This is a genomic window from Lutibacter sp., from assembly GCF_013139515.1.
Lineage (GTDB): Bacteria > Bacteroidota > Bacteroidia > Flavobacteriales > Flavobacteriaceae > Lutibacter.
This window is the reverse complement of sequence record NZ_WTAR01000085.1, coordinates 23,984-45,026: the sequence shown is the minus strand read 5'-3', so window position 1 is coordinate 45,026 and position 21,043 is coordinate 23,984. Positions and strand designations below refer to the sequence as shown.

The following is a 21,043-nucleotide window of genomic DNA, read 5'->3' as shown; positions in this document are numbered from 1 at the left end:
GTTTATTTTTGCTAAATAATTTGTCGCAATATATTAATTATTATTACAAATTTACATGCAACTGTTACAAAAACGAAACTTGCTCGTCATAATTGTAACAGCAGCAAAAAAAATGTTGTAACCAAACTTAAAATGAAACAGTCTGAGTTTTTGAAAACTGTAATGCCCTTTAAAGATAAAGTATTTCGTGTAGCGAAAAGACTACTTGTATCTACTGAAGAAGCTGAAGACGCCACACAAGAGTTGCTTTTTAAGTTATGGAGAAATAAAGAAAAATTAAAAGAATACAAAAGTATTGAAGCTTTTGCAATGACTATGACAAAAAATTATTGTTTTGACAGATTAAAATCAAAACAAGCAAGTAATTTAAAATTGGTTCATAGTAATTATAAAGAAAATAATACGTCTTTAGATAGGCAGGTGGAACTTAATGACAGTGTAAGTAAAGTTCATGAATTAATTGAAAACTTACCAGAGCAACAAAAATTAATTATACAGCTTAGAGATATTGAAGAATACGAATTTGATGAAATTGCCAAAATGTTGAATTTAAAACCAACAGCAATTAGAGTTACATTATCCAGAGCCAGAAAAACAATTAGAGAACAATTATTAAAACAACACAAATATGGAATTAGCTAACATAGAAAAGTTGTTGGAAAAATATGAAAATGCAGAAACTACAATTGCAGAAGAAAAAGAGTTGAAAAACTATTTTTCAAACGGAAGCGTAGCGCCACATTTAGAAGGATATCAAGCGATATTCGGTTATTTTTCAACTAGTAAAAATGAGCGATATACAAAAACCATTCAATTAAACAGTCAAAAGAAGAGTTGGAAATGGTTAACAGTAGCAGCTTCAGTAGTATTACTAGTAAGTGTTTACAATGGATATGAAAATATTCAACAAAGAAAAGCTGAAAGAGTTTATGCGGAAACTATAGACGCATTAGAACTGCTTTCAACAAATTTAAACAAAGGAAATGTAGCAATTGCACAATTGCAACGTTTTGAAGACACAACAAACAAAATTTTTAAACAACCTAAAAAGTAAAGAAATGAAAAAAATAATTTTATTAATTGCAATCGCAATAATACCATTTACAAATTATGCGCAAAGTTCAATTTTTGACAAATTTGAAGATATGGATGACGTTACTACAGTAGTAGTTACCAAGGAAGCATTTAAAATGCTTGCTAAATTTAAAAGTGGAGGAGAAGAAGGTGCTGAATATTTTGATATGATAAAAGGCTTAAATTCTTTTAGAGTTTTTACAACTGACAATTCAGATATCGCAGATCAAATGGGTAATGTAGTTACTAAATATTTGAAATCTGAAAAATTAACAGAGTTAATGAGGGTTAAAGAAAAAGACACTAAAGTAAAAATTTACATTAGAAGTGGTAAAGATGATGATCACGTAAGTGAATTGCTAATGTATGTTAGTGGTATTGAAAAATACAATAACGAAATTAAAGCAGAATCTGTAATTTTATCATTAACTGGAGATATAGATTTAAATAAAATATCTAAACTTACAGAAGCGCATATTCCTAATAGCGGTATAAAAGTAAAAAAACAATAAAATGAAAAATTTTATAAAAATTTCAGGATTGGTTATTGCAGTAGTTTTACTAACAATAGCTTGTGATACTAATCCTTCATTACAAAAGTATTATGTAGATAGTAAAGAAAACAGTGAATTTATTTCTATAGATTTACCTTCAAGTATCCTACAATTAAAAGAAACTGAAGTTTCTGATGATGTGAAAAATGCTTTAGAAACAATTAAAAAAGTGAATTTTTTAGCTTTACAGTTGAATGAAACAAATAATGATTTGTACACTTCTGAAAAAGCAAAAGTAAAAGCCATTCTTAAAAATCCTAAATACAAACAATTAGTTCGTATGAATATGGGAAAAAGTAATGTTACAGTAAATTACTTGGGTGAAGAAGACGCTATTGATGAAGTAGTGATTTTTGGAGCAGACAATGAAAAAGGTTTTGCAGTTGTTAGAGTTATTGGTGAAAATATGAATCCGGCAGCCATTCTAAAATTAACTCAAGATATTAAAATGGATGATGATTCAGCACAATTAAAACAACTTGGAAGTCTATTAAGCAGCATAAAATAAACTTCAATAAAATATCAAAATTAAAGCCATACCTGATACGTATGGCTTTTTAACGTCCTATTAACTACTTAAAGCAATTAAAATAGTATTTTTGAAATCTTAAAATAAAATATTCCGAATGAAAAATTTACTATTCGCTCTTATTTTACTGGTTTCAGTAATTGCAAATGCTCAAGAAAAAGTATACAGAGGAGAAAGAGAAAAAATTAACAATCTAGTACACATCAAACTAAAAGTTGACTTCAATTTTGAAGAAAGCCAAATGAACGGTGAAGCCTGGGTAACTTTAACTCCTCATTTTTATAGTACAAACAAAGTTGTTTTAGATGCTAAGGCGTTTAAAATTCATGAAATATCAATAAACGGTGTAAAGGCTCCTTATAATTATTCAGATAATGAGTTGATAATTGATCTAGATAAAACCTACAAAAAAGGAGAAGAATATACACTTTACATAAAGTACATTGCAAACCCAGAAAAAGTGAAACAAAAGGGAAGTAAAGTAATTACAGATGCAAAAGGGTTGTATTTTATAGACCCAAAGGATGAAGACCTAGAAAAACCTACTCAAATATGGACGCAAGGAGAAACGGAAGCAAGTAGTTGTTGGTTTCCTACAATAGATTCTCCTAACCAAAAAACCACTCAAGAAATTTACATGACTGTTCCTTCAAAGTTTGTGACACTTTCTAACGGAATTTTAAAAAGTCAAACGGAGAATACAAACGGAACAAGAACTGATTATTGGAAGATGAATCAAAAACACGCGCCTTACTTATTTTTTATGGGTGTTGGAGATTTTAGCATTGTAGAAGACTCTTGGAATGGTTTAGATGTAAATTATTACGTTGAGCCTGAATATGAAAACGTAGCAAAAGATATTTTTGGTTTAACTCCGGAAATGATGACTTTCTTTTCTGAAATTACAGGCGTACCTTATGTTTGGGATAAATACAGTCAAATAGTTGTTAGAGATTATGTTAGTGGCGCTATGGAAAATACCACAGCTGTTGTTCATGGAGAAGATGCGCAACAAAAAAAAGGCCAGTTAATTGACAATAATGAATGGGAGGGAACCATTGCGCATGAATTATTTCACCACTGGTTTGGAGATTTAGTAACTACTGAAAGTTGGTCTAATTTAACTGTAAATGAGTCGTTTGCAACCTATAGCGTATACTTATGGTATGAGTATAAATATGGAGCAGACAAAGCAGCTGCTCATATGTATGATGATGTTAAAGTGTATTTAGAAAGTCAAAGTGAAGATAAGGATTTAGTACGCTTTTATTATGAAGATAAAGAACATATGTTTGATCCTGTGAGTTATCATAAAGGAAATGCAATTCTTCATATGTTAAGAAATTATTTAGGTGATGAAGCTTTTTTTCAAGGTATAAACACTTATTTAACTGAACATAAATTTGGAACCGCTGAAGCACATGATTTGCGTTTAGCTTTTGAAAAAGTGGGTGGGAAAGATTTAAACTGGTTTTTTAACCAATGGTATTTTGGAAATGGACATATTAAGTTAAATGTAACGTATGACTATAATACTCTAAACCAAACTGTAACGGTTAATACAAATCAGCAAGGTAAAGTATTTCAATTCCCATTATCAATAGATATTTATGAGGCTGGAAGAAAATTAACTCACAATGTTTGGATAGATAATAAACAGAATTCATTTACATTCCCGTTTAATAAGCTGCCTAAACTAATCAATATTGATGTTAAACATGTTCTTTTAGCTGAAATAACAGATAAAAAAACGCTAGAGAATTATATTTTTCAATACAATAATGCGCCTCATTATATAGATAGAAGACAGGCTATTGAAGAAATCGCGAAAGAACAAACTAACAAAGATGCTTTTAGTACATTAATTAAAGCACTAGACGATCCTTATTATGAATTAAGAGTCTTAGCGCTAGAAAGTATTGATTTATTTCAAAAATATTATAAAAAAGAAGCAATAGCTAAAATTGAAAAGTTAGCAAATTCTGATAAAAAAACATTGGTTAAAGCTGCAGCTATTGGTGTTCTAGGGAAATTAGTAGACCCAATATATAAGCCTTTATTTTTAAAAGGAATGAATAGTGAATCATATGCTATAACAGGTAGTTCTCTAATTTCATTATATCAAATTGATAAACAAACCACTATAAATAAAGTGAACTCTTTAAATGCTGATATTAAAAAGCATTTAGCGGATGCTATTACTAATATTTACATTAGCGAACAGGACAAATCTAAATTGCCTTTTATTGCAAAACACGTATTAAAAGGAATGTTTTTGTCTGATAATAAAAGAACACAGCAGTTATATACTCAGGCTTTTAAATGGATTGCGGAAAGTGATAATAAAGAAGCTATCACAAATCTTACTAACGATTTTGTAAAATTAGGCTTGCAGTACAAAAAATATAATTTCGATAAAATGGCTGTAAATATGATTAACCAACTAGTGTATGCACAGCAACAATCTACTAATACGAATAAAGATGAGTTGATATTAATTTTGAAAACGGGAATGGCAAAATTAATTGAATAAGAAATACCCTTTAGATTTATAAAAGGCTTCTAATTTATGTAGAAGCCTTTTTTTTATGGGTTGTAGTTTTTAAAAGTACCATCTTTATAAAAAATAACAATTCTCTCAATTTCCCCTTCCTGTGCAGATTTCTCAATTATTTTTGAAGTATTCTCATTAGTAGAATTCTGTTCTTTAATAGAAAAGAGAGTAGGAGTCTGCTCAAGTTGCTTTTCTTTCTTTGGAAATTCTCCAGAGCCATTTAACAGCCAATACAATTCTACTTCAGGAAATGCTTTTAAAATTTTAAGAACAAAATCTAAACTAGGTTTATTTCTTCCAGAAAGTAAATGTGATATACTTGATCGTTGTACATTAATTTTTTCAGCAAGCGAAGCGGCTGATAAATCATAGTAATTCATAATAATAACTAACCTTTTTGAAAAACCCTCTATGTTTACCATTGTAAATTATATTTAACATTACAAATGTAACCTTTTTGATTTAATCCACAAAATTTCGGAAAAATAAGGATGTTTTTTCAACTTAATGATTAAACTAGCAAGTTAGATTAGGTGCTCTATGTTGCTTTTGTATAGATATTTAGTGCGAAGATATAGATATAAGTTATACAGAAGTAACTCCGCTAGTCACAAACATACAAGAACAGCTATCTAGTGTTCACATATGTATAATATAATCTACTAATGTATCGTTACAATTGTAAACTAATAGTTATTTACATTTGTAACCATGATAAAGAATAATTTGAAAGAACTTGAAGCTTGGTACTTATTAAATTTTGAAAATAAATTAAAAGGTAGAAGGGTTTTATTTGAGAATATCAAACCTTTAATTGATAATTTATCTAGTATATTTAAAAAAGAAGTAATTGGTTATTCAGAAAATGGAATTGAAATTTATAAAATCTCGATAGGGAAAGGTGAAAAAAAAGTACTTAGTTGGTCTCAAATGCATGGAAATGAGAGCACAGGTACTAAAGCCTTATTTGATTTATTTCGCTTTTTTGAAAATCCACCATTAAAATTAGTAGCTATTGTAAATTTAATTTTAACGAATTGTACTTTGGAATTTATCGTTTTATTAAACCCTGATGGAGCTATTAACTTTACAAGAGAAAACGAGAATGGTGTTGATTTAAATAGAGATGCTGTGGAGAGAATAGCTATTGAGAGCAACATCTTGCGTAATACTTTAGATAAGCTTAAACCTAATTTCTGTTTTAATTTACATGACCAGAGATCTATTTTTAATGTTGAAGGAACTCAAAATCCCGCTACTATTTCATTTTTAGCACCTTCTGAAGATTTAGAGAGAACGCTAACCGAAGGCCGCAAAGAGACCATGAGTGTTATTGTAGCTATGAATAATTTACTTCAGCAAATAATACCAAATCAAATAGGAAGATATACGGATGAATTTTACCCAACAGCAACAGGTGATAATTTTCAGAAATTGGGTTATAACACTATATTAATTGAAGCTGGTCATTATAAAAACGATTTAGATAGAGATATAACACGAAAATTTAATTTTTATGCACTTTTTGAAGGTTTATATTACATTGCATCTAATTCAAATTTTAAACAGTATAAACCGTATTTTGACATACCAAATAATGATACAAAATTTCTAGATATTATCTACAAAAAGTTAAAAATAAGTCTTAATAACACCCTAATTATTGAGGATATTGGCATACAATATAAATTTAAAGTAGAAAACAATAAACTTATAAAGTATAAATGCATAGAAAATAGAGGAGAATTGTCAAGTTTTTATACTTATAACCTAATAAATGCAAAAAAATTAAATTTTATGGATTTAAAATTATCAAATTCGTAAATATAACACTCATTTATCGTTTTTTTTTAATAAATTTGCTTCATCTATATTTTTTTAATAAAACAACACCATGAAAAAATTTATTCTAGACGAAATTGATCATCAAATATTAGATATTCTTATTGAAAATGCTAGAACCCCATTTACAGATATAGCAAAAAAATTAGTTGTGTCTGCCGGAACCATCCATGTTAGAGTAAAAAAGATGGAAGATGAAGGTATTATTAAGGGGTCTACATTAACACTAGATTATGAAAAAATGGGATATTCATTTATCTCTCACGTAGGTATTTACCTAAGCCAAACCTCTAAAACAAAGCAAGTTATAAAGGATTTAGCTGTAATACCTAATATTACTATTGCTTATATAACTGCTGGAAAATATAATATTTTCTGTAAAATTAGAGCGAAAGATACTACACATGCTAAAGAAATTATTTTTGAAATAGATGATATTGATGGCGTTTCTAGAACTGAAACAATGATTTCATTGGAAGAAAGTATTAATGATAAAACTAGATTAATGCATTCTATTTTTAGAGAGCTTTAATTTATATAATAAATGAAAAAACACCTTATTAATTCTATTTTAATAAGGTATTTTTTTACTCTTATTTTGTATATTTATAGTATAATTTCTTATGAATGAGGTCAGTAAATTCAATTGTTGGAGCAATAGATTATAATTGTAACAACTACACAAATAAGCAATTAATTGATTTATATAAATCTATATTAAAACCTCGATTAATTGAGGAGAAAATGCTAATCCTTCTACGGCAAGGAAAAATTTCAAAATGGTTTTCTAGTATTGGGCAAGAAGCAATTGCTGTTGGAGTAGCAAATGCTCTAAATTTTGATGAATATATTTTGCCTATGCACAGAAATTTAGGTGTTTTCACTTCAAGAAATATACCATTACATAGGCTTTTTTCACAATGGCAAGGTAAAAAAAGTGGCTTTACAAATGGAAGAGATAGATCATTTCATTTTGGCACCCAAGAATTTAATATTATAGGAATGATTTCCCATTTAGGACCTCAATTAGGAGTCGCTAATGGTATTGCATTGGGTGATTTACTTAAAAAAGAGAAAAAAGTAACTGCAGTTTTTTCTGGAGATGGTGGCACAAGTGAGGGTGATTTTCATGAAGCCTTAAATGTAGCTGCAGTTTGGAGTTTACCTGTTTTATTTTGTGTTGAGAGTAATGGGTATGGTTTATCTACACCTTCAAGTCAACAATTTAAATGTGAAAATATTGCAGATAAAGGCATTGGTTATGGTATGGAAAACTATATAATTGATGGTAATAATATTCTTGAAGTTCATACAAAAGTAAGCGACATTGCTAAAAGTGTAAGAGAAAATCCAAGACCTGTACTTATTGAGTTTAAAACCTTTAGAATGCGTGGTCATGAAGAAGCAAGCGGCACAAAATATGTTCCTTCAGAATTACTTGAAAGATGGGCTGTTAAAGACCCCGTTAGAAATTATCAAAATTTTTTAAGAAAAAAAAATATACTTTCTGAAGAAATGGAAGTATTAATTAAGCAAGAGATTGTTTCAGAAATTAAAGAACATTTATCAATTGCTTTTTCTGAAGAAGAAATTTCATCTACACTTGAAAAAGAATTGGGTGATGTTTATGAGCATGTAAATTATATTGAAACTAAACCATTAACTAAAACTTCAAATATTAGGTTTGTTGATGCTATATCTCAAGGACTTAAGCAAAGTATGAATAAGTTTGATAACTTAGTTATTATGGGGCAAGATATTGCAGAATATGGTGGAGTTTTTAAAATAACGGAGGGCTTTTTAGAAGAATTTGGAGCTGAAAGAGTTAGAAATACTCCAATTTGTGAATCTTCAATTATTGAAGCTGCATTTGGCCTTTCAGTAAATGGCTATAAATCTGTAGTTGAATTGCAATTTTCAGACTTTATTACTTCAGGATTTAATCCGGTTATTAATTTATTAGCAAAATCATATTATCGCTGGGGACAAAATTCAGATATAGTATTAAGAATGCCTTGTGGTGCAGATGTTGGTGCTGGACCATTTCACAGTCAAACAAACGAAGCTTGGTTTACAAAAACACCAGGTTTAAAAGTTGTATATCCTGCATTTCCTTATGATGCAAAAGGTTTATTAGCTACAGCTATTGAAGATACAAATCCTGTACTATTTTTTGAACATAAAGCACTATACCGTTCAATTTATCAAGAAGTTCCTGATGATTATTATACAATTCCGCTTGGGAAAGCAGCAATTTTAAATGAAGGTTATGATATTAGCATTATAACTTATGGTGCAGGTGTTCATTGGGCGTTAAAGGAAATAAAAGAGCATCATATTTCTGTAGATTTAATTGATTTAAGAACATTACAACCTTTAGATACGAACACTATTTATAATTCAGTTAAAAAAACAGGAAGAGTTTTAATTTTACAAGAAGATACATTATTTGGAGGCATTGCTTCAGATATTTCAGCACTAATTACCGAAAACTGCTTTAAATACTTAGATGCGCCTATAAAAAGAGTTGGTAGTATTGAAACACCAATTCCATTCGCTAAAAATTTAGAAAACATGTATTTGCCAAAAAATAAATTGTATTCTGAAATAGTAAAAGTTTTAAACTACTGATTTTCCACCTAATACGGACATAATTAATTGATATAACATTAGATGAATCAATTATTTTATTGATAACAATCATTATTTAAATTGATGAATATCAATACTTTTAGATAAAATAGTCTATACATTAGATATATTCTAAAAACAGGAATTAATACTAAATTATAGTAACTATGTCACTTGTCAAATTTAACCGACGTTTCCCTTTATTTGATCAAATGTTTCCAGACATTTTAGATACTGACAGATTGTTAAATGAAGATTTAATTGTAAAAAGCAATTGGATTCCAGCAATTAATGTAAAGGAAAACAAAAATAACTTCGAAATTGAAGTTGCAGCTCCTGGTTTTTCAAAAAAAGATTTTGAAGCAACCATTACCGATGATATTTTAACAATAGCAGCGGAAAACAAAAAAATTAAAAAAGAAAATGAAGAAGATTATTCTCGAAAAGAGTTTTATTATAACTCTTTCACAAGGTCATTTACCTTGCCAAAAAAAATAGATTTTAGTAAGAAAATTAATGCGAAGTACGAAAATGGTGTTCTTAGAGTTCATTTAGAGAAATTGGATGTTTTAAAAAATGAAGAACACAAAAAAGTAATTGAGATTATTTAATTTTCTTTTTTGAATCCGAGAGATATATAATATTTCTCGGATTCTTAAATCTTAAAAATTGATAGATATGAAACGACTTATTCCAAAACAAAAAGCACCAAGTTTCAATAATAGTGTAGAATATTTACATAGTAAAACCCAATTTTGGATTTCTGAAATAGAGTTCATTAAAATTGAGCAGAATTTTTTAAAAGAACTATTAGCTGAACATATTATTGGTTTATGCGATACCAATAATTTTACGAGAGCTAAACTTTTATTAAATGGGATTAACCATGAAGCAATATTAGGTGAAACGTTAATTGAATCTATTAAAGAGCATAAAATTAATTTAGGATTATTAATTGAAAATATTTATTTAAAGAAAGAAAATATTTTTAGAGATAATCATGAATTATTAAAAACTGAATTAAAAAATTACATTGAAAATTTTAAATATATTAAAGAAGAAGTTTTTGAACTTATATTATTAATAATGAAAAAAGAAAAACAGCATAAGTTGCTGGTTAAATAATTAATATATGTTCAACTGCTTTAAACCGTTTTTAAGTTCCAAATACTTAGTGATTTTGTTTAATTTGTCCTTAAACAGTATTTAGTTAAATGATTGTTAACGTGACAATTAAAAAAGGAAGGGTTTTATTTTGTTAATATTTAGAAAAGAAGAAGTTTTATATGGGGTGAAATTTACTTTTATTTTCTATTATTAATAATAGTTAACTTAAAATAAAATCATTTTGAATTTATAGTTAAAAACGGTTTTTTATTTTCAAAATTCCCATTGAAATGTTTCCAAAATAACTTCCCAATTTTTAGGCAATGCAGCACTAATTACCAAACTTTCATTTGTAATTGGGTGATGAAATTTTAAAGAAAATGCATGTAGAAACAAATTATGACAATTAAACTCCTGTTCAAACATTCTGTTATGGAACCGATCTCCATACTTATAGTCGCCAACAATTGGGTGACTAATTTTATTCATATGAATTCTAAGTTGGTGCATTCTACCTGTAGTAGGAATTAATTCAACCATTGAATACCTTGATGAATTATAAGGATATACAGGAATATCTATATTTTTAGTAAATAATGGTTTACAAAAAGTATGAGCTTCTTTATAAACTTTTGTGTCAGGGTTTTTAACCGGAGAATCAATTTCAATGGCATCTTCTATAAAACCTCTAACAATTCCAAGATAGGATTTTTCAATTTTATTTGAATTAAACAATTCTTGAAATTTAGAAATATTTTCTTTGTCCTTTGCTAAAATTAATACGCCAGAAGTTTTCCTGTCTAAACGATGTACAGGATAAAAATTAATTTTAAACTGTTCAAATAATATATCAAGTAAAGTTGCGCCTCTTATATTACGTGCGTAATACGAATTGTGTATTAATATATTGTTAGGCTTATTAACAATAATAATATATTCGTCTTCAAAAAGATTTTCTACTTGCATTTTGCAAATATAAGTACGTTCAACACTATATTAGTTTATATATTTAGTTAAATTTAATCTTTTAATTTTATTGGCATATATTGAAAATATTCTTCATTTTTTCGCATTCAAATAGAAATTTTAATAGTAATATTGACCTTTTACTGTAGTCAATTATGTTAACACTTAATATAGAATTTATTCCCGAAATATCACTTTCATATTATCTATTAGCTTTTTTAGCCACATTAATGTTGGGTTTAAGTAAATCTGGAATAAAGGGAATTGGTGTTATAATTGTTACTATAATGGCGCTCGTTTTTGGAGGTAAAGATTCAACGGGAATACTTATTCCAATGATGATTTTTGCTGATATATTTGCTGTAATTTATTATCATAGACATACACAATGGCATTTTTTAGGCAAGTTATTACCATCAATGGTAGTAGGTGTTTTAATTGGAGTTTGGATAGGAAATGACATTCCTGAAATATTGTTTAAACAATTAATGGCTGCATTAATATTATTAACTGTAGTTGTTATGTTTGTAATTGACAGACTAAATAAAAAGATAATTCCTAATCATTGGTTATTTTCAGGTTCTATGGGATTAGTTTCAGGTTTTACTTCCATGATTGGAAATTTAGCTGGTTCTTTTTCAACTATTTATTTTTTAGCCATGCGCTTACCTAAAAACGAATTTATTGGTACAGCAGCCTGGTTATTTTTTATTATAAATGTTTTTAAGCTACCTTTTCACATATTTGTTTGGAAAACAGTTAATATTGATAGTTTAATGGTTAATCTACTTTTATTTCCTGCTGTAATTCTTGGATTTTTTCTAGGTGTTTTTTTAGTAAAAAAAATACAAAATGAAAGTTACCGTCGTTTTATTTTAATTGTAACTGCAGCTGGAGCCTTCATAATTTTATTTAATTAAGACTATAAGTATGGAAGAACACTTTTTTCAATGTCCTTATTGCTGGGAAGAAATTTCCATGTTGTTCGATAGTTCAGTGAATAATCAAATTTATATTGAGGATTGTGAAATTTGTTGCAATCCAATTGAAATAAACCCAATATTCAGAGGCTCTGAATTAATTTCTTTGACTATTAAAAATATAGAGCAGTAGAATAGTGGTTAAATTTCTTCAATATTGAACCACAAAAAGGCTTCTTTTTAATTCTTAATTCGTTTTAAATACATTAATATTAAAATAGATAAGAAGCTGCAAATGGAAAAACCAATAAATAGAGGTAAAGCGGTAGCTTCAACATACCCACCAATTAAAGCACTAATTGGCACAGCCATAAGTGTTGAAATAAAACCTGTTATTGCTGCTCCAATTCCTGCAATATGAGCTATGGGTTGCATGGCCAATGCTCTTAAGTTTCCAAAAAGAAATCCAATTGAAAAAAATTGCATAGCAAAAAATGCCAAAAGAATTTCAATACTCGGATTTTCACTATTAAAAAACAATACGATATAAAGTAAAGAAATTCCGAAGAATGAAAACAATGCTATAGTAGCCATTTTTTTCATCCCAAATTTTACAACTATAGAACCGTTAGATAAACTGGCAGCCCCCATAGAAATAGCCAAACCTGCAAATATGAATGGAAATTCATCGGCTAAATTATATTGTTGTTGAAATATTTGCTGAGAAGTACTCAAATAAACCATAAATGAACCAGTAATAAACCCAGAAATGAGAGTGTATCCAATAGTTTGTTTGTGTTTAAATAACTCTTTTGTTCCATCAATAACCATTAATTTGGTGAATTTAATTCTATATTCAGGATGCAAAGTTTCTGGTTGACGAAACCAAAACCATATAGAAACGATGACCGTGATAACTAATTGAAAATAAAATATTGCTTCCCAGTTATAAATTTCTAATATAAATTTCCCTAAAGCAGGAGCCACAATGGGAACTAATAAAAATACAACCGTTATAAACGACATAATTCTGGCCATATAATCACCACTATAAGTATCTCTAACTATTGCTATACTCATAGTTCTTGGAGCTGAAAGCCCTATTCCTTGAAGAATTCGGCCTATAATCATCATTTCAAGTGAAGACGAATTTACACAAATAACACTCGCTAAAATAAACACAAGAAAACCCAAATAAACAATTGGTTTTCTGCCTAATGAGTCTGAAATTGGACCAAATAATAAAGGGCCAATACCAAGTCCTAAAAATATCATGATAATCAAAAGTTGATTTTCACTATTAGATTCTGTTCCAATAGAATGCCCAATAATATCTAATGCAGGAAGTAAAGCATCGATTGCAAGTGCAACAACAGACATTAAAGCAGCCATTAAAGCAATAAATTCAAATTGGGAAGGTTTATTTTGAAACATTGTGCAAATTTACTTTAATTGGTGTATGATTGTTATTTTTAATAGTAAAAAATAATAAATCCATAAGAATTTGTAATTTGTATGCACTAAAAATAAGATATGAATTTACAATTATTGAAAGAACATATAGAAGGAATTGACATCTATATCTTAGATCTAATTTTAAAAGGTCGATACCAACCAGGAAGCAAAATTTTGGATGCAGGGTGTGGAAATGGTAGGAATTTAAAATGGTTTTATGCTGAGAATTTTGAAATACATGGAATTGATACTAATTTAAAAAATTTACAAACTTGTAAAGAAATTTATAAACTTCAACATACTAATTTTATTCAGGCTACAGTAGAAAAAATACCTTATGAATCTAATAGTTTTGGACATGTAATATGTAGTGCAGTTTTACATTTTGCAAAAGACGTAAATCATTTTTATAAAATGTTTGAAGAATTACTTAGAGTATTAAAACCTGAAGGAGTATTATTTATTCGTTTGGCTTCAAATTTGGGAATTGAAAATCAAGTGAAACATTTAGCTAACGGTGTTTATGAATTACCTGATGGTTCAACTCGGTTTATATTAACACAAAAAATATTGGATGAAATATTAAATACAAAAGGTATATCATTAGAAGATAATGTAAAAACTACAATTGTTCATACTAAACGCATTATGACAACTTTAATTATTAAAAAGGAGTAAGGATTTTATTATAATTGAGATTCCTAAAAACTCTATTTAACATAATATAAATTATAATACAAATTATGATGTTTTCATTTTTATAGCTGTTTATGCAATTTGTAGTTATAATTCTATATTATGCTAAATATCCCAGGAACATTCTATTTCTATACGATATTCTGTACTTGGGTCATTAAAATTTTAAATATGAGATTCTCGTAGATTTAAAATCCTGCTAACAATTTGTATTATAATTTGTCATTATGTAAAATTGCCGCTACCAAACGCTTTATTGTTTTGTATAAATAAAATGCTCTGGCATTTTTTTCTACACACAATTTGCAGCCGCTTGCCAACGCCAAAAAAAAGCTAACCTTTTAGATTTATTTAAAAATCGCGTATTTGAGGAAATCTCTGCAATAAAAAATTTCAGACGATTCTCGTGAGTTTGCCACAAGAGTATAAAATTTAAGAAAAATAAATTTCTATGCACTTGTTATATGTAGAACTTTAATTCATCCTTTTTTCATTCTTTCATTATCTTTTGTCTTGAAACAAAAGAAACAAAAATTCAAGGCTGCATAAACTTTTGGAAACAATTTACGGCTCATTCGCTATATTTTAGGAAACATTGTAACTCTATAACATAGCTTTGAAATCCCTTGTTAAATTGAAACTCTTTAGAAACTGTATTACTAAAACCCTAAAATATGGACGCTCCACTCACCTATTGTTTTACCAAAATTTTATGAGGCCAAGGAAAACATTTAGATTATATTTTACAAAATTACAGTGTTGAAACGTATTTGACATAACGGTCAATGCAAAATCGTCGTATTATGAAAAATTAGAACTAATTTGTTTTATTATTTTTATGACGTGCAAAACTGTTAGCTTATAAGACAATTTGGTATTTTAAAAAAAGTAAGGCTCCATTCTAATAGTCTATATTAATTTTCGTTATAAATTTCTTATTACCTAATTAAGTTGATTATTCTTAATTTATAGATTTAAAACAATAATTGCTGAAACCATTCATTTACCACACTGTCTTTATTCAAAAAAATTAAAGTAATCCAAATAGAATCATATATACCATGAATTAAAACTAATAGTAATAAGTTAGTCTTGTTTTTATAATATAATGCAGCAAAAAATAAGCTACCAATTCCTACACCTATAATTCCAGATAATCCTTGATATCCATGTGAAATCCCAAAATAGATAGCAATCAAAACTCCAGCTAAGATCCAAGCCTTTTTAGTGTCTCCAAATAATTTAGCAAATCTTTGCATATAATACCCATGAAAAAGCAGTTCTTCTCCAAAAGCTGCAAAAACCCACATCATCACCATCATTCCTATATAGCTACCAAAGTCACCTCGAATATCATCTAATGAGCTTAAATCATGGGCTCCCAAATAATATTGAATAATCGTATCAATGAAGCCAGTAACAAAAAAGAATATTACAGATATCCAAACACTTTTGATAATGGTCTTAAGATTTAATTTTCGCCCAATTCCAGCAAATGACCAATCCCATTTCTTTTGCCAAATAATAAATAGTGTAATGCCTAATCCAAAAAAGTACCCCAAGTTTCTATCTGCTAAAGATAATAGTGTTGCCATTAGAATTACGACGACTACCGAATAGGGTTTTGTTAAATGATTAAATAATTTAGTTTTCATTTTTATGTGTTTTTATAATTGTTTTTGTTCTCCATTTGCTAATACTTGAAAGTATTCTCCTTTTGTTATTAGCAGGCCTTCCGATTTTTTAAATGGCCAATGGTTGCTATAATCTTTTGGGTGTTTAACATCGATGGCAAATACTTTTCCGTTGAATAATTTGGTGACATTCCATTGCAATGTATGACCAACCACAACTGCTTTAGCATTAAATTGGTTAATTCCCTTTTCAACCTCATCTTGCGATAAATCCTCATTAAAATAACCTCTATACCAACTGATCCCTTTTCTACTAGAGGTAATTAATTGTTCAACGGTTTCTTCTGGTTCTGGGAAAAAGGCTTTGCGATAGTTGTCTCTATTAATTTGGTTGACCTCGTCTATGGTAATGTCATAATTTGCAAAATCTGGATGTATGCCACCATGAGCAAAAAGATGCCCATTTATTAGTTCTAACGTGTTTTTAAACGTCATCCATCTTCCTAAAAATGCGTTTTTATCGTATAGATTATGTTGCTGTTTGCCAAGAATTGCTGCTACACCATTATATTTATAGGAAGCAGATTTAAATTTCCCTTGTAAATTGTAGAGTTCATGATTTCCGATAATAAAATGGACATGTCCTCCCTGTTTTTTAGCGTCTTGCTCAAGTTTATAAATAAACCAAAGCACTTGAGTAGTTGAAAAACCTCTGTCCATAAAATCACCAACCAAAACAAGGTGTCCTTTACCAAATGTCCAATTTAGATTGTTATCAATTGCTTTGCTATTAATAAGAAAGTCTCTAAAAGCTTTATAACCACTTTCAATATCTGAAATTGCAAGAATAGGTTCATTATCAGAAAATGTAGCATTAGGGATTGTGAAATTGGATTTTAGAGTAAAGTTGAATGTTGAGCCATCTAAAGGAAAATAACAGCTAACAGGAACTGCTTCATCTAGAGTATATTCTTTTTGATCAAGATAGAATCCATCTGTTTTATTTCCCTTAATGTAATTAACATTTAACGTGCTGTCTGTTTCGTAAAAAACATAAGGACCTTCATTTTCTAAATTGATATTTAATGGATTGTTACCATAATCAAATGTCCCATTTAATGAAACTAAAGTAATAACTCCAATTATTAATAGAACAATTATGGATCCGAAAAGATGCTTTAAATAGCGTAAGATTCTTTTTTTCATTTTGATTAATTTTATAATGATGTTAGTTTTTTGATTGAAACAAAAATATTTACAAACGCATTATTGAAAAAACAATTGGGATAGACACTAATGTATGAGTGATATAAAACATGTCATGGTGTATTAAAGACCTTTATCACACTTAAAAGGCTTTATGTATTAAAAATAATGACGTTTGTCACTAATACTTACTTATATAATAGATTCTCTTAACTTTGCAGTATGGTTTATTGGATTCAAAAAAATAAAAATGCCCTTATTATAATTGGTGTGGTATCTATACTTATTCCACTATTATATATATGCTATAAAGTCTTTACTGCTGAAGGAAGTTCTGTATTAATTTCATTAGATTTTAACCCAGTTCTGGGATATATCCTAATTGCATATTACACTTTACTGATTGGGTTGATTATAGGATATTTTATCTATTGGATTTTAAGGAACATCAAATCTATTATTCGATTAAAGAACGAAAAAGCAAAAACAGAATTGTTGCATTTAAAAAGTCAGGTGAATCCACATTTCTTTTTTAATATGCTTAACAACCTCTATGGACTGGCAGGAAAAGACGCTAAAAAAGCACAAGAACTCATTTTAAAACTTTCTGATATGATGCGTTATAGTATTTATGATGGCGAAAAAGACACGGTTCTACTTTCTGAAGAACTAACCTATTTAAAAAACTATATAGCACTTCATAAAATGCGTTATCACAAAACTATTGATATACAATTCAATATTGATATTAAGGATAATGATTATGAAATCAGTCCACTTCTTTTTATTATTCTTTTAGAAAATGCATTTAAACATGGAGTAGAAAATTTAAGAGAGCATGCTTTTATTCGAATACATTTAGAAGCCCATAATAATATCGTTAATTTTGAAATAGAAAATAACTTTGAAGCTAATGAAGAAAATCAGGAAGCAGGAATAGGTTTAAAAAATCTAAAACGTAGATTAGAATTAGTTTATCCAAAAAATCATAATTTAACAATCTCAAAAACCAACAACATCTACAACGCTAAATTGAATATTACACTATGAAGATTAAGTATTTAATTATAGATGACGAGCATATTGCACATGATATTATAAAAGGCTATTGTGATATGCTACCAAATTTAGAATTTAAAGCAGATTGCTATGATGCTATAGAAGCCATAGACTATTTACAAAAAGAGGAAGTAGATCTCATTTTTTTAGATTTAAACATGCCAAAATTAAAAGGCTTTGAATTTTTAAAAACACTATCATCTCCTCCAAAGGTTATTGTAACTACTGCATATAGTGAATTTGCAATTGAAGGCTATGAATTAAATGTTGTTGATTATTTATTAAAGCCATTTAGTTTTGAACGTTTTTTGAGCGCTATAAATAAAGTCACTTCATCTAATACTAAAACAATAGAAAAAAGGCATAAAGGAAATATTAATCCTGAAGAGAAGTATATTTTTCTAAAACAAAAAAATAGTCATATTCAAGTAGATTTAGATGCCATACTATTTATTGAAGCTTCAGGAAATTATATCAAAGTGGTCACTACAAATGATACCATAAGTATTCGCGAAAAAATATCTGACACGATACAATTACTTTCTGATAATGATTTTCTTCAAGTACATAAATCATTTGCAGTCGCAAAAAAACATATAAAGAGTATTGAAGGCAATAGAATTTATATTGAAGATTATACTATTCCTATAGGGAAATTGTTTAAAACAAGTGTTAATCAGCTTTTTAAATAAATTTGAATTGTATTGGTCTAACTCATTCCACACATATTATGCTTCCCTCCTACGTCGTCGCATAAAAAGTGTTCCATTAACATCGTAAAAGAAACTTTTGAGAATAAATTTTTTAAATAAACTGTAGTAACAACTTTCGCTTTTAACCAAAGCTCAAGTTACATAACGCTAACATTATAATACAAATTATAAGATATTCGTTCTCATAGTGGTTTCTGTGGTATGATTATAAATTTGTCATAGTTTAATTATAATCATCCTTAAAAAAATCAATTAAAATTTGAGTGAGTTCATTGGGTTTGTCTTCTTGAATGAAGTGGTTTGATTCTAAAATATAATGTGTTTGATTTTTGGCGCCAATAATGTTTTTTTGTAAAATACGATCCTTTCCCTTCCACATTAAATCATTATGATTTCCCCAAATAGTAACAAATGGTTTATCAAAGAGATTAAGCTTCTTATTAAGCCTCTGATTTATGATAGCTTCATTATCTTGTACATTAGTAGGAATGAGAGAAGGAAATTTCCTAACTACATTATAGTCTGATTTAGTTATAAATGGCTGATTATAAGTTGCCTTTATAGAATCTGGTAATTTTATATTTGTTCCCCAATCCATGATATTTCCAGCTGAAAATGTGGAATCATTTTTGGCATAATTTATAAACCCCATGAAGCTTTCTGGAATTACTTCGTCCCCTTCAAATAAATAACTATAAGAAACTGCTACCTTACTAAATAGCTTTTGTCTTTCAGCTACAATTCTTAAAGAAATCATACCTCCCCAGTCATGTGCAAATAAATTAATGTCTGTTAATTTTAGGTTATCAATAAAAGTGTTTAACCATTTTGTTTGATTTGAATAGGTAATAATAGCCGCATTTTTTGGTTTGTCGGAATATCCAAATCCAACAAGGTCAGGTATAATTACTCTATAGTTTTGCTTTACTAAGTATGGAGCAATATTTCTAAATACAAATGAATTGTTAGGTTCACCATGTAATAAAAGAACAATGGGGTTGTCAATACTCCCAATGTCCAAGTATGCCATTTTAATACCTTTATCTACAAGAGTAAACTTATATTGCTCATTTGTAAAGAAATGAGAGTTTAAAGTATTTAGAGATTTTTCTTCTCTACCACATGATATTATGGTTAAACTAAAAAAAATAATTATTAATATAATTCGGGCCATTATTATTATATTAAAGTTGTAAAGGGAAATTCACTATCAAAACTCTACTAGACATAATATTTTGAAAACTCACTTTCAACGAGCGCTTTACTCAATTTATTGTTTGTAATTAACTTTGATTCTATACACAAACCTGACGTAATAGTACCAAATTGCATACATTTCTTTATTTCATATCCTATAGAAAAACCATATAAAAATCCCGAAAAAAAAGAGTCTCCTGCTCCATTAGCATTTGTCATTTTATAAGCATCTATTATTGGCGTTTCAATCCACTTACCTTCTCTGGTATATGCTGAGGCTCCATCTTTTCCATGGGTACAAACAACTAATTTTTTTCCATTTGCTATTTGCTTCAGCATAAATGGTTTATAATCTGGCAAATTATCGGAACTTAAAAAAATATAATCCGCAGCATCAATAAAATCTTGGTGATATTCATTTTTGCCATCATAATCGTGTAAATCTGTCCAAATTTCTTTGTTTAAACGCTTACAAATTGGCAATATATTTCTAGAATAATTAGAAATATTAATAACTACATAGTCCGAATCCAGTAAATGACCTTCAAACTTTTCATACTTTATACTTGGTTCATCGGAACTTGGGTTCACAAAAATAGAAATGCGTTCTCCCCTACTATTCATAATATTCAAATGCCTTTCGGTTCCGTTTGGATCAATATCTGAAATAAAATGTAGATTTGGTTCTTTTAAAAATGAAGTTACTTTTTCCCCAAATGAATCATCACCTATTAACGAATGAAAGGTAGTATTAAAACCCAATTTCGATAGCGTTAATGCTTTTCCTGCACCTGTATTTCCTATGGTTTCATCAAAGTAGCAATTATGAATAGTTTGCGAAATTGCTTGTGGAAATTCATCTAAAGTAATAACCGAATTATAAGAGGCTCCTCCCAAGATAAATAC

At 28.5% G+C, this 21,043-nt stretch carries 22 protein-coding genes; 15 read left to right on the top strand and 7 right to left on the bottom strand.

Annotated features, from left to right (window positions below; all coding sequences use genetic code 11):
* Positions 1 to 132: 132 nt before the first annotated feature.
* From GQ540_RS08230 to GQ540_RS08210, 5 genes are all read left to right on the top strand, one after another.
* Complete coding sequence (locus GQ540_RS08230) at positions 133 to 642, top strand: sigma-70 family RNA polymerase sigma factor (protein ID WP_291799933.1); 510 nt, start codon at positions 133 to 135, stop codon at positions 640 to 642.
* A complete protein-coding gene (locus GQ540_RS08225; protein WP_291799931.1) occupies positions 629 to 1,054 on the top strand; it encodes a hypothetical protein in 426 nt (141 codons plus the stop codon). Before GQ540_RS08230 ends, GQ540_RS08225 begins: the two co-directional genes overlap by 14 nt.
* A gap of 4 nt (positions 1,055 to 1,058) precedes the next feature.
* The gene (locus GQ540_RS08220; RefSeq protein WP_291799929.1) at positions 1,059 to 1,586 is read left to right on the top strand and encodes a DUF4252 domain-containing protein; all 528 of its coding nucleotides are present in this window, start codon (positions 1,059 to 1,061) and stop codon (positions 1,584 to 1,586) included.
* Between the two features lies 1 nt (position 1,587).
* Positions 1,588 to 2,136, top strand: coding sequence for a DUF4252 domain-containing protein (locus GQ540_RS08215; RefSeq protein ID WP_291799927.1), 549 nt, complete (start codon positions 1,588 to 1,590; stop codon positions 2,134 to 2,136).
* A 118-nt stretch (positions 2,137 to 2,254) separates the two neighbouring features.
* Positions 2,255 to 4,690 (top strand): M1 family metallopeptidase, encoded by a 2,436-nt coding sequence (locus GQ540_RS08210; RefSeq protein WP_291799925.1) that lies wholly within the window; start codon positions 2,255 to 2,257, stop codon positions 4,688 to 4,690.
* A 53-nt stretch (positions 4,691 to 4,743) separates the two neighbouring features.
* Here the strand turns inward: GQ540_RS08210 and GQ540_RS08205 are convergent, their stop codons facing one another.
* Positions 4,744 to 5,133, bottom strand: coding sequence for a helix-turn-helix transcriptional regulator (locus GQ540_RS08205; RefSeq protein WP_291799923.1), 390 nt, complete (start codon positions 5,131 to 5,133; stop codon positions 4,744 to 4,746).
* 289 nt (positions 5,134 to 5,422) lie between these two features.
* Between GQ540_RS08205 and GQ540_RS08200 the strand changes: the two genes are divergently transcribed.
* The 5 genes from GQ540_RS08200 (at position 5,423) to GQ540_RS08180 (ending at position 10,309) form a co-directional block, all read left to right on the top strand.
* Positions 5,423 to 6,535, top strand: a complete 1,113-nt coding sequence (locus GQ540_RS08200; RefSeq protein WP_291799921.1) for a M14 family zinc carboxypeptidase — start codon at positions 5,423 to 5,425, stop codon at positions 6,533 to 6,535.
* 70 nt (positions 6,536 to 6,605) lie between these two features.
* Positions 6,606 to 7,085: an Lrp/AsnC family transcriptional regulator gene (locus GQ540_RS08195; RefSeq protein ID WP_291799919.1), complete on the top strand. Its 480-nt coding sequence runs from the start codon at positions 6,606 to 6,608 to the stop codon at positions 7,083 to 7,085.
* Between the two features lie 95 nt (positions 7,086 to 7,180).
* The gene (locus GQ540_RS08190; protein ID WP_291799917.1) at positions 7,181 to 9,184 is read left to right on the top strand and encodes a dehydrogenase E1 component subunit alpha/beta; all 2,004 of its coding nucleotides are present in this window, start codon (positions 7,181 to 7,183) and stop codon (positions 9,182 to 9,184) included.
* Positions 9,185 to 9,351: 167 nt separating this feature from the next.
* Positions 9,352 to 9,795, top strand: coding sequence for an Hsp20/alpha crystallin family protein (locus GQ540_RS08185; RefSeq protein ID WP_291799915.1), 444 nt, complete (start codon positions 9,352 to 9,354; stop codon positions 9,793 to 9,795).
* A 67-nt stretch (positions 9,796 to 9,862) separates the two neighbouring features.
* Entirely contained in the window at positions 9,863 to 10,309 is a 447-nt protein-coding gene (locus GQ540_RS08180) for a hypothetical protein (RefSeq protein ID WP_291799913.1), read from the top strand.
* A gap of 255 nt (positions 10,310 to 10,564) precedes the next feature.
* Here the strand turns inward: GQ540_RS08180 and GQ540_RS08175 are convergent, their stop codons facing one another.
* A complete protein-coding gene (locus tag GQ540_RS08175) occupies positions 10,565 to 11,257 on the bottom strand; it encodes a pseudouridine synthase (RefSeq protein ID WP_291799911.1) in 693 nt (230 codons plus the stop codon).
* A gap of 155 nt (positions 11,258 to 11,412) precedes the next feature.
* On the opposite strand from GQ540_RS08175, the gene GQ540_RS08170 reads away from it, so the two are divergent.
* Both GQ540_RS08170 and GQ540_RS08165 read left to right on the top strand, forming a co-directional pair.
* Positions 11,413 to 12,177: a sulfite exporter TauE/SafE family protein gene (locus GQ540_RS08170; RefSeq protein WP_291799909.1), complete on the top strand. Its 765-nt coding sequence runs from the start codon at positions 11,413 to 11,415 to the stop codon at positions 12,175 to 12,177.
* Between the two features lie 10 nt (positions 12,178 to 12,187).
* Complete coding sequence (locus GQ540_RS08165) at positions 12,188 to 12,370, top strand: CPXCG motif-containing cysteine-rich protein (protein ID WP_291799907.1); 183 nt, start codon at positions 12,188 to 12,190, stop codon at positions 12,368 to 12,370.
* A 47-nt stretch (positions 12,371 to 12,417) separates the two neighbouring features.
* On the opposite strand, the gene GQ540_RS08160 is transcribed toward GQ540_RS08165, so the two are convergent.
* A complete protein-coding gene (locus tag GQ540_RS08160; RefSeq protein WP_291799906.1) occupies positions 12,418 to 13,611 on the bottom strand; it encodes a multidrug effflux MFS transporter in 1,194 nt (397 codons plus the stop codon).
* 99 nt (positions 13,612 to 13,710) lie between these two features.
* Here GQ540_RS08160 and GQ540_RS08155 point away from each other — a divergent pair, with 99 nt between their 5' ends.
* The gene (locus tag GQ540_RS08155) at positions 13,711 to 14,310 is read left to right on the top strand and encodes a class I SAM-dependent methyltransferase (protein ID WP_291799904.1); all 600 of its coding nucleotides are present in this window, start codon (positions 13,711 to 13,713) and stop codon (positions 14,308 to 14,310) included.
* A gap of 992 nt (positions 14,311 to 15,302) precedes the next feature.
* On the opposite strand, the gene GQ540_RS08150 is transcribed toward GQ540_RS08155, so the two are convergent.
* Positions 15,303 to 15,983 carry a CPBP family intramembrane glutamic endopeptidase gene (locus GQ540_RS08150; RefSeq protein ID WP_291799902.1) on the bottom strand — a complete coding sequence of 227 codons (681 nt, stop codon included), beginning with the start codon at positions 15,981 to 15,983 and terminating at the stop codon, positions 15,303 to 15,305.
* 12 nt (positions 15,984 to 15,995) lie between these two features.
* Complete coding sequence (locus GQ540_RS08145) at positions 15,996 to 17,168, bottom strand: metallophosphoesterase (RefSeq protein WP_291799900.1); 1,173 nt, start codon at positions 17,166 to 17,168, stop codon at positions 15,996 to 15,998.
* A gap of 222 nt (positions 17,169 to 17,390) precedes the next feature.
* On the opposite strand from GQ540_RS08145, the gene GQ540_RS08140 reads away from it, so the two are divergent.
* Complete coding sequence (locus tag GQ540_RS08140; protein WP_291799898.1) at positions 17,391 to 18,218, top strand: sensor histidine kinase; 828 nt, start codon at positions 17,391 to 17,393, stop codon at positions 18,216 to 18,218.
* Positions 18,215 to 18,919: a LytTR family DNA-binding domain-containing protein gene (locus GQ540_RS08135; RefSeq protein WP_291799896.1), complete on the top strand. Its 705-nt coding sequence runs from the start codon at positions 18,215 to 18,217 to the stop codon at positions 18,917 to 18,919. Before GQ540_RS08140 ends, GQ540_RS08135 begins: the two co-directional genes overlap by 4 nt.
* Before the next feature lie 244 nt (positions 18,920 to 19,163).
* Here the strand turns inward: GQ540_RS08135 and GQ540_RS08130 are convergent, their stop codons facing one another.
* Entirely contained in the window at positions 19,164 to 20,114 is a 951-nt protein-coding gene (locus GQ540_RS08130; RefSeq protein ID WP_291799894.1) for an alpha/beta fold hydrolase, read from the bottom strand.
* A 47-nt stretch (positions 20,115 to 20,161) separates the two neighbouring features.
* Positions 20,162 to 21,034, bottom strand: a complete 873-nt coding sequence (locus GQ540_RS08125; RefSeq protein ID WP_291799892.1) for a carbohydrate kinase family protein — start codon at positions 21,032 to 21,034, stop codon at positions 20,162 to 20,164.
* Positions 21,035 to 21,043: the final 9 nt, after the last annotated feature.

Bases quoted from the DNA above. Each gene is read 5' to 3' on its own strand.
- GQ540_RS08230 (WP_291799933.1), top strand. From the start codon at position 133: ATGAAACAGTCTGAGTTTTTGAAAACTGTAATGCCCTTTAAAGATAAA.
- GQ540_RS08225 (WP_291799931.1), top strand. From the start codon at position 629: ATGGAATTAGCTAACATAGAAAAGTTGTTGGAAAAATATGAAAATGCA.
- GQ540_RS08220 (WP_291799929.1), top strand. From the start codon at position 1,059: ATGAAAAAAATAATTTTATTAATTGCAATCGCAATAATACCATTTACA.
- GQ540_RS08215 (WP_291799927.1), top strand. From the start codon at position 1,588: ATGAAAAATTTTATAAAAATTTCAGGATTGGTTATTGCAGTAGTTTTA.
- GQ540_RS08210 (WP_291799925.1), top strand. From the start codon at position 2,255: ATGAAAAATTTACTATTCGCTCTTATTTTACTGGTTTCAGTAATTGCA.
- GQ540_RS08205 (WP_291799923.1), bottom strand. From the start codon at position 5,133: ATGGTAAACATAGAGGGTTTTTCAAAAAGGTTAGTTATTATTATGAAT.
- GQ540_RS08200 (WP_291799921.1), top strand. From the start codon at position 5,423: ATGATAAAGAATAATTTGAAAGAACTTGAAGCTTGGTACTTATTAAAT.
- GQ540_RS08195 (WP_291799919.1), top strand. From the start codon at position 6,606: ATGAAAAAATTTATTCTAGACGAAATTGATCATCAAATATTAGATATT.
- GQ540_RS08190 (WP_291799917.1), top strand. From the start codon at position 7,181: ATGAGGTCAGTAAATTCAATTGTTGGAGCAATAGATTATAATTGTAAC.
- GQ540_RS08185 (WP_291799915.1), top strand. From the start codon at position 9,352: ATGTCACTTGTCAAATTTAACCGACGTTTCCCTTTATTTGATCAAATG.
- GQ540_RS08180 (WP_291799913.1), top strand. From the start codon at position 9,863: ATGAAACGACTTATTCCAAAACAAAAAGCACCAAGTTTCAATAATAGT.
- GQ540_RS08175 (WP_291799911.1), bottom strand. From the start codon at position 11,257: ATGCAAGTAGAAAATCTTTTTGAAGACGAATATATTATTATTGTTAAT.
- GQ540_RS08170 (WP_291799909.1), top strand. From the start codon at position 11,413: ATGTTAACACTTAATATAGAATTTATTCCCGAAATATCACTTTCATAT.
- GQ540_RS08165 (WP_291799907.1), top strand. From the start codon at position 12,188: ATGGAAGAACACTTTTTTCAATGTCCTTATTGCTGGGAAGAAATTTCC.
- GQ540_RS08160 (WP_291799906.1), bottom strand. From the start codon at position 13,611: ATGTTTCAAAATAAACCTTCCCAATTTGAATTTATTGCTTTAATGGCT.
- GQ540_RS08155 (WP_291799904.1), top strand. From the start codon at position 13,711: ATGAATTTACAATTATTGAAAGAACATATAGAAGGAATTGACATCTAT.
- GQ540_RS08150 (WP_291799902.1), bottom strand. From the start codon at position 15,983: ATGAAAACTAAATTATTTAATCATTTAACAAAACCCTATTCGGTAGTC.
- GQ540_RS08145 (WP_291799900.1), bottom strand. From the start codon at position 17,168: ATGAAAAAAAGAATCTTACGCTATTTAAAGCATCTTTTCGGATCCATA.
- GQ540_RS08140 (WP_291799898.1), top strand. From the start codon at position 17,391: ATGGTTTATTGGATTCAAAAAAATAAAAATGCCCTTATTATAATTGGT.
- GQ540_RS08135 (WP_291799896.1), top strand. From the start codon at position 18,215: ATGAAGATTAAGTATTTAATTATAGATGACGAGCATATTGCACATGAT.
- GQ540_RS08130 (WP_291799894.1), bottom strand. From the start codon at position 20,114: ATGGCCCGAATTATATTAATAATTATTTTTTTTAGTTTAACCATAATA.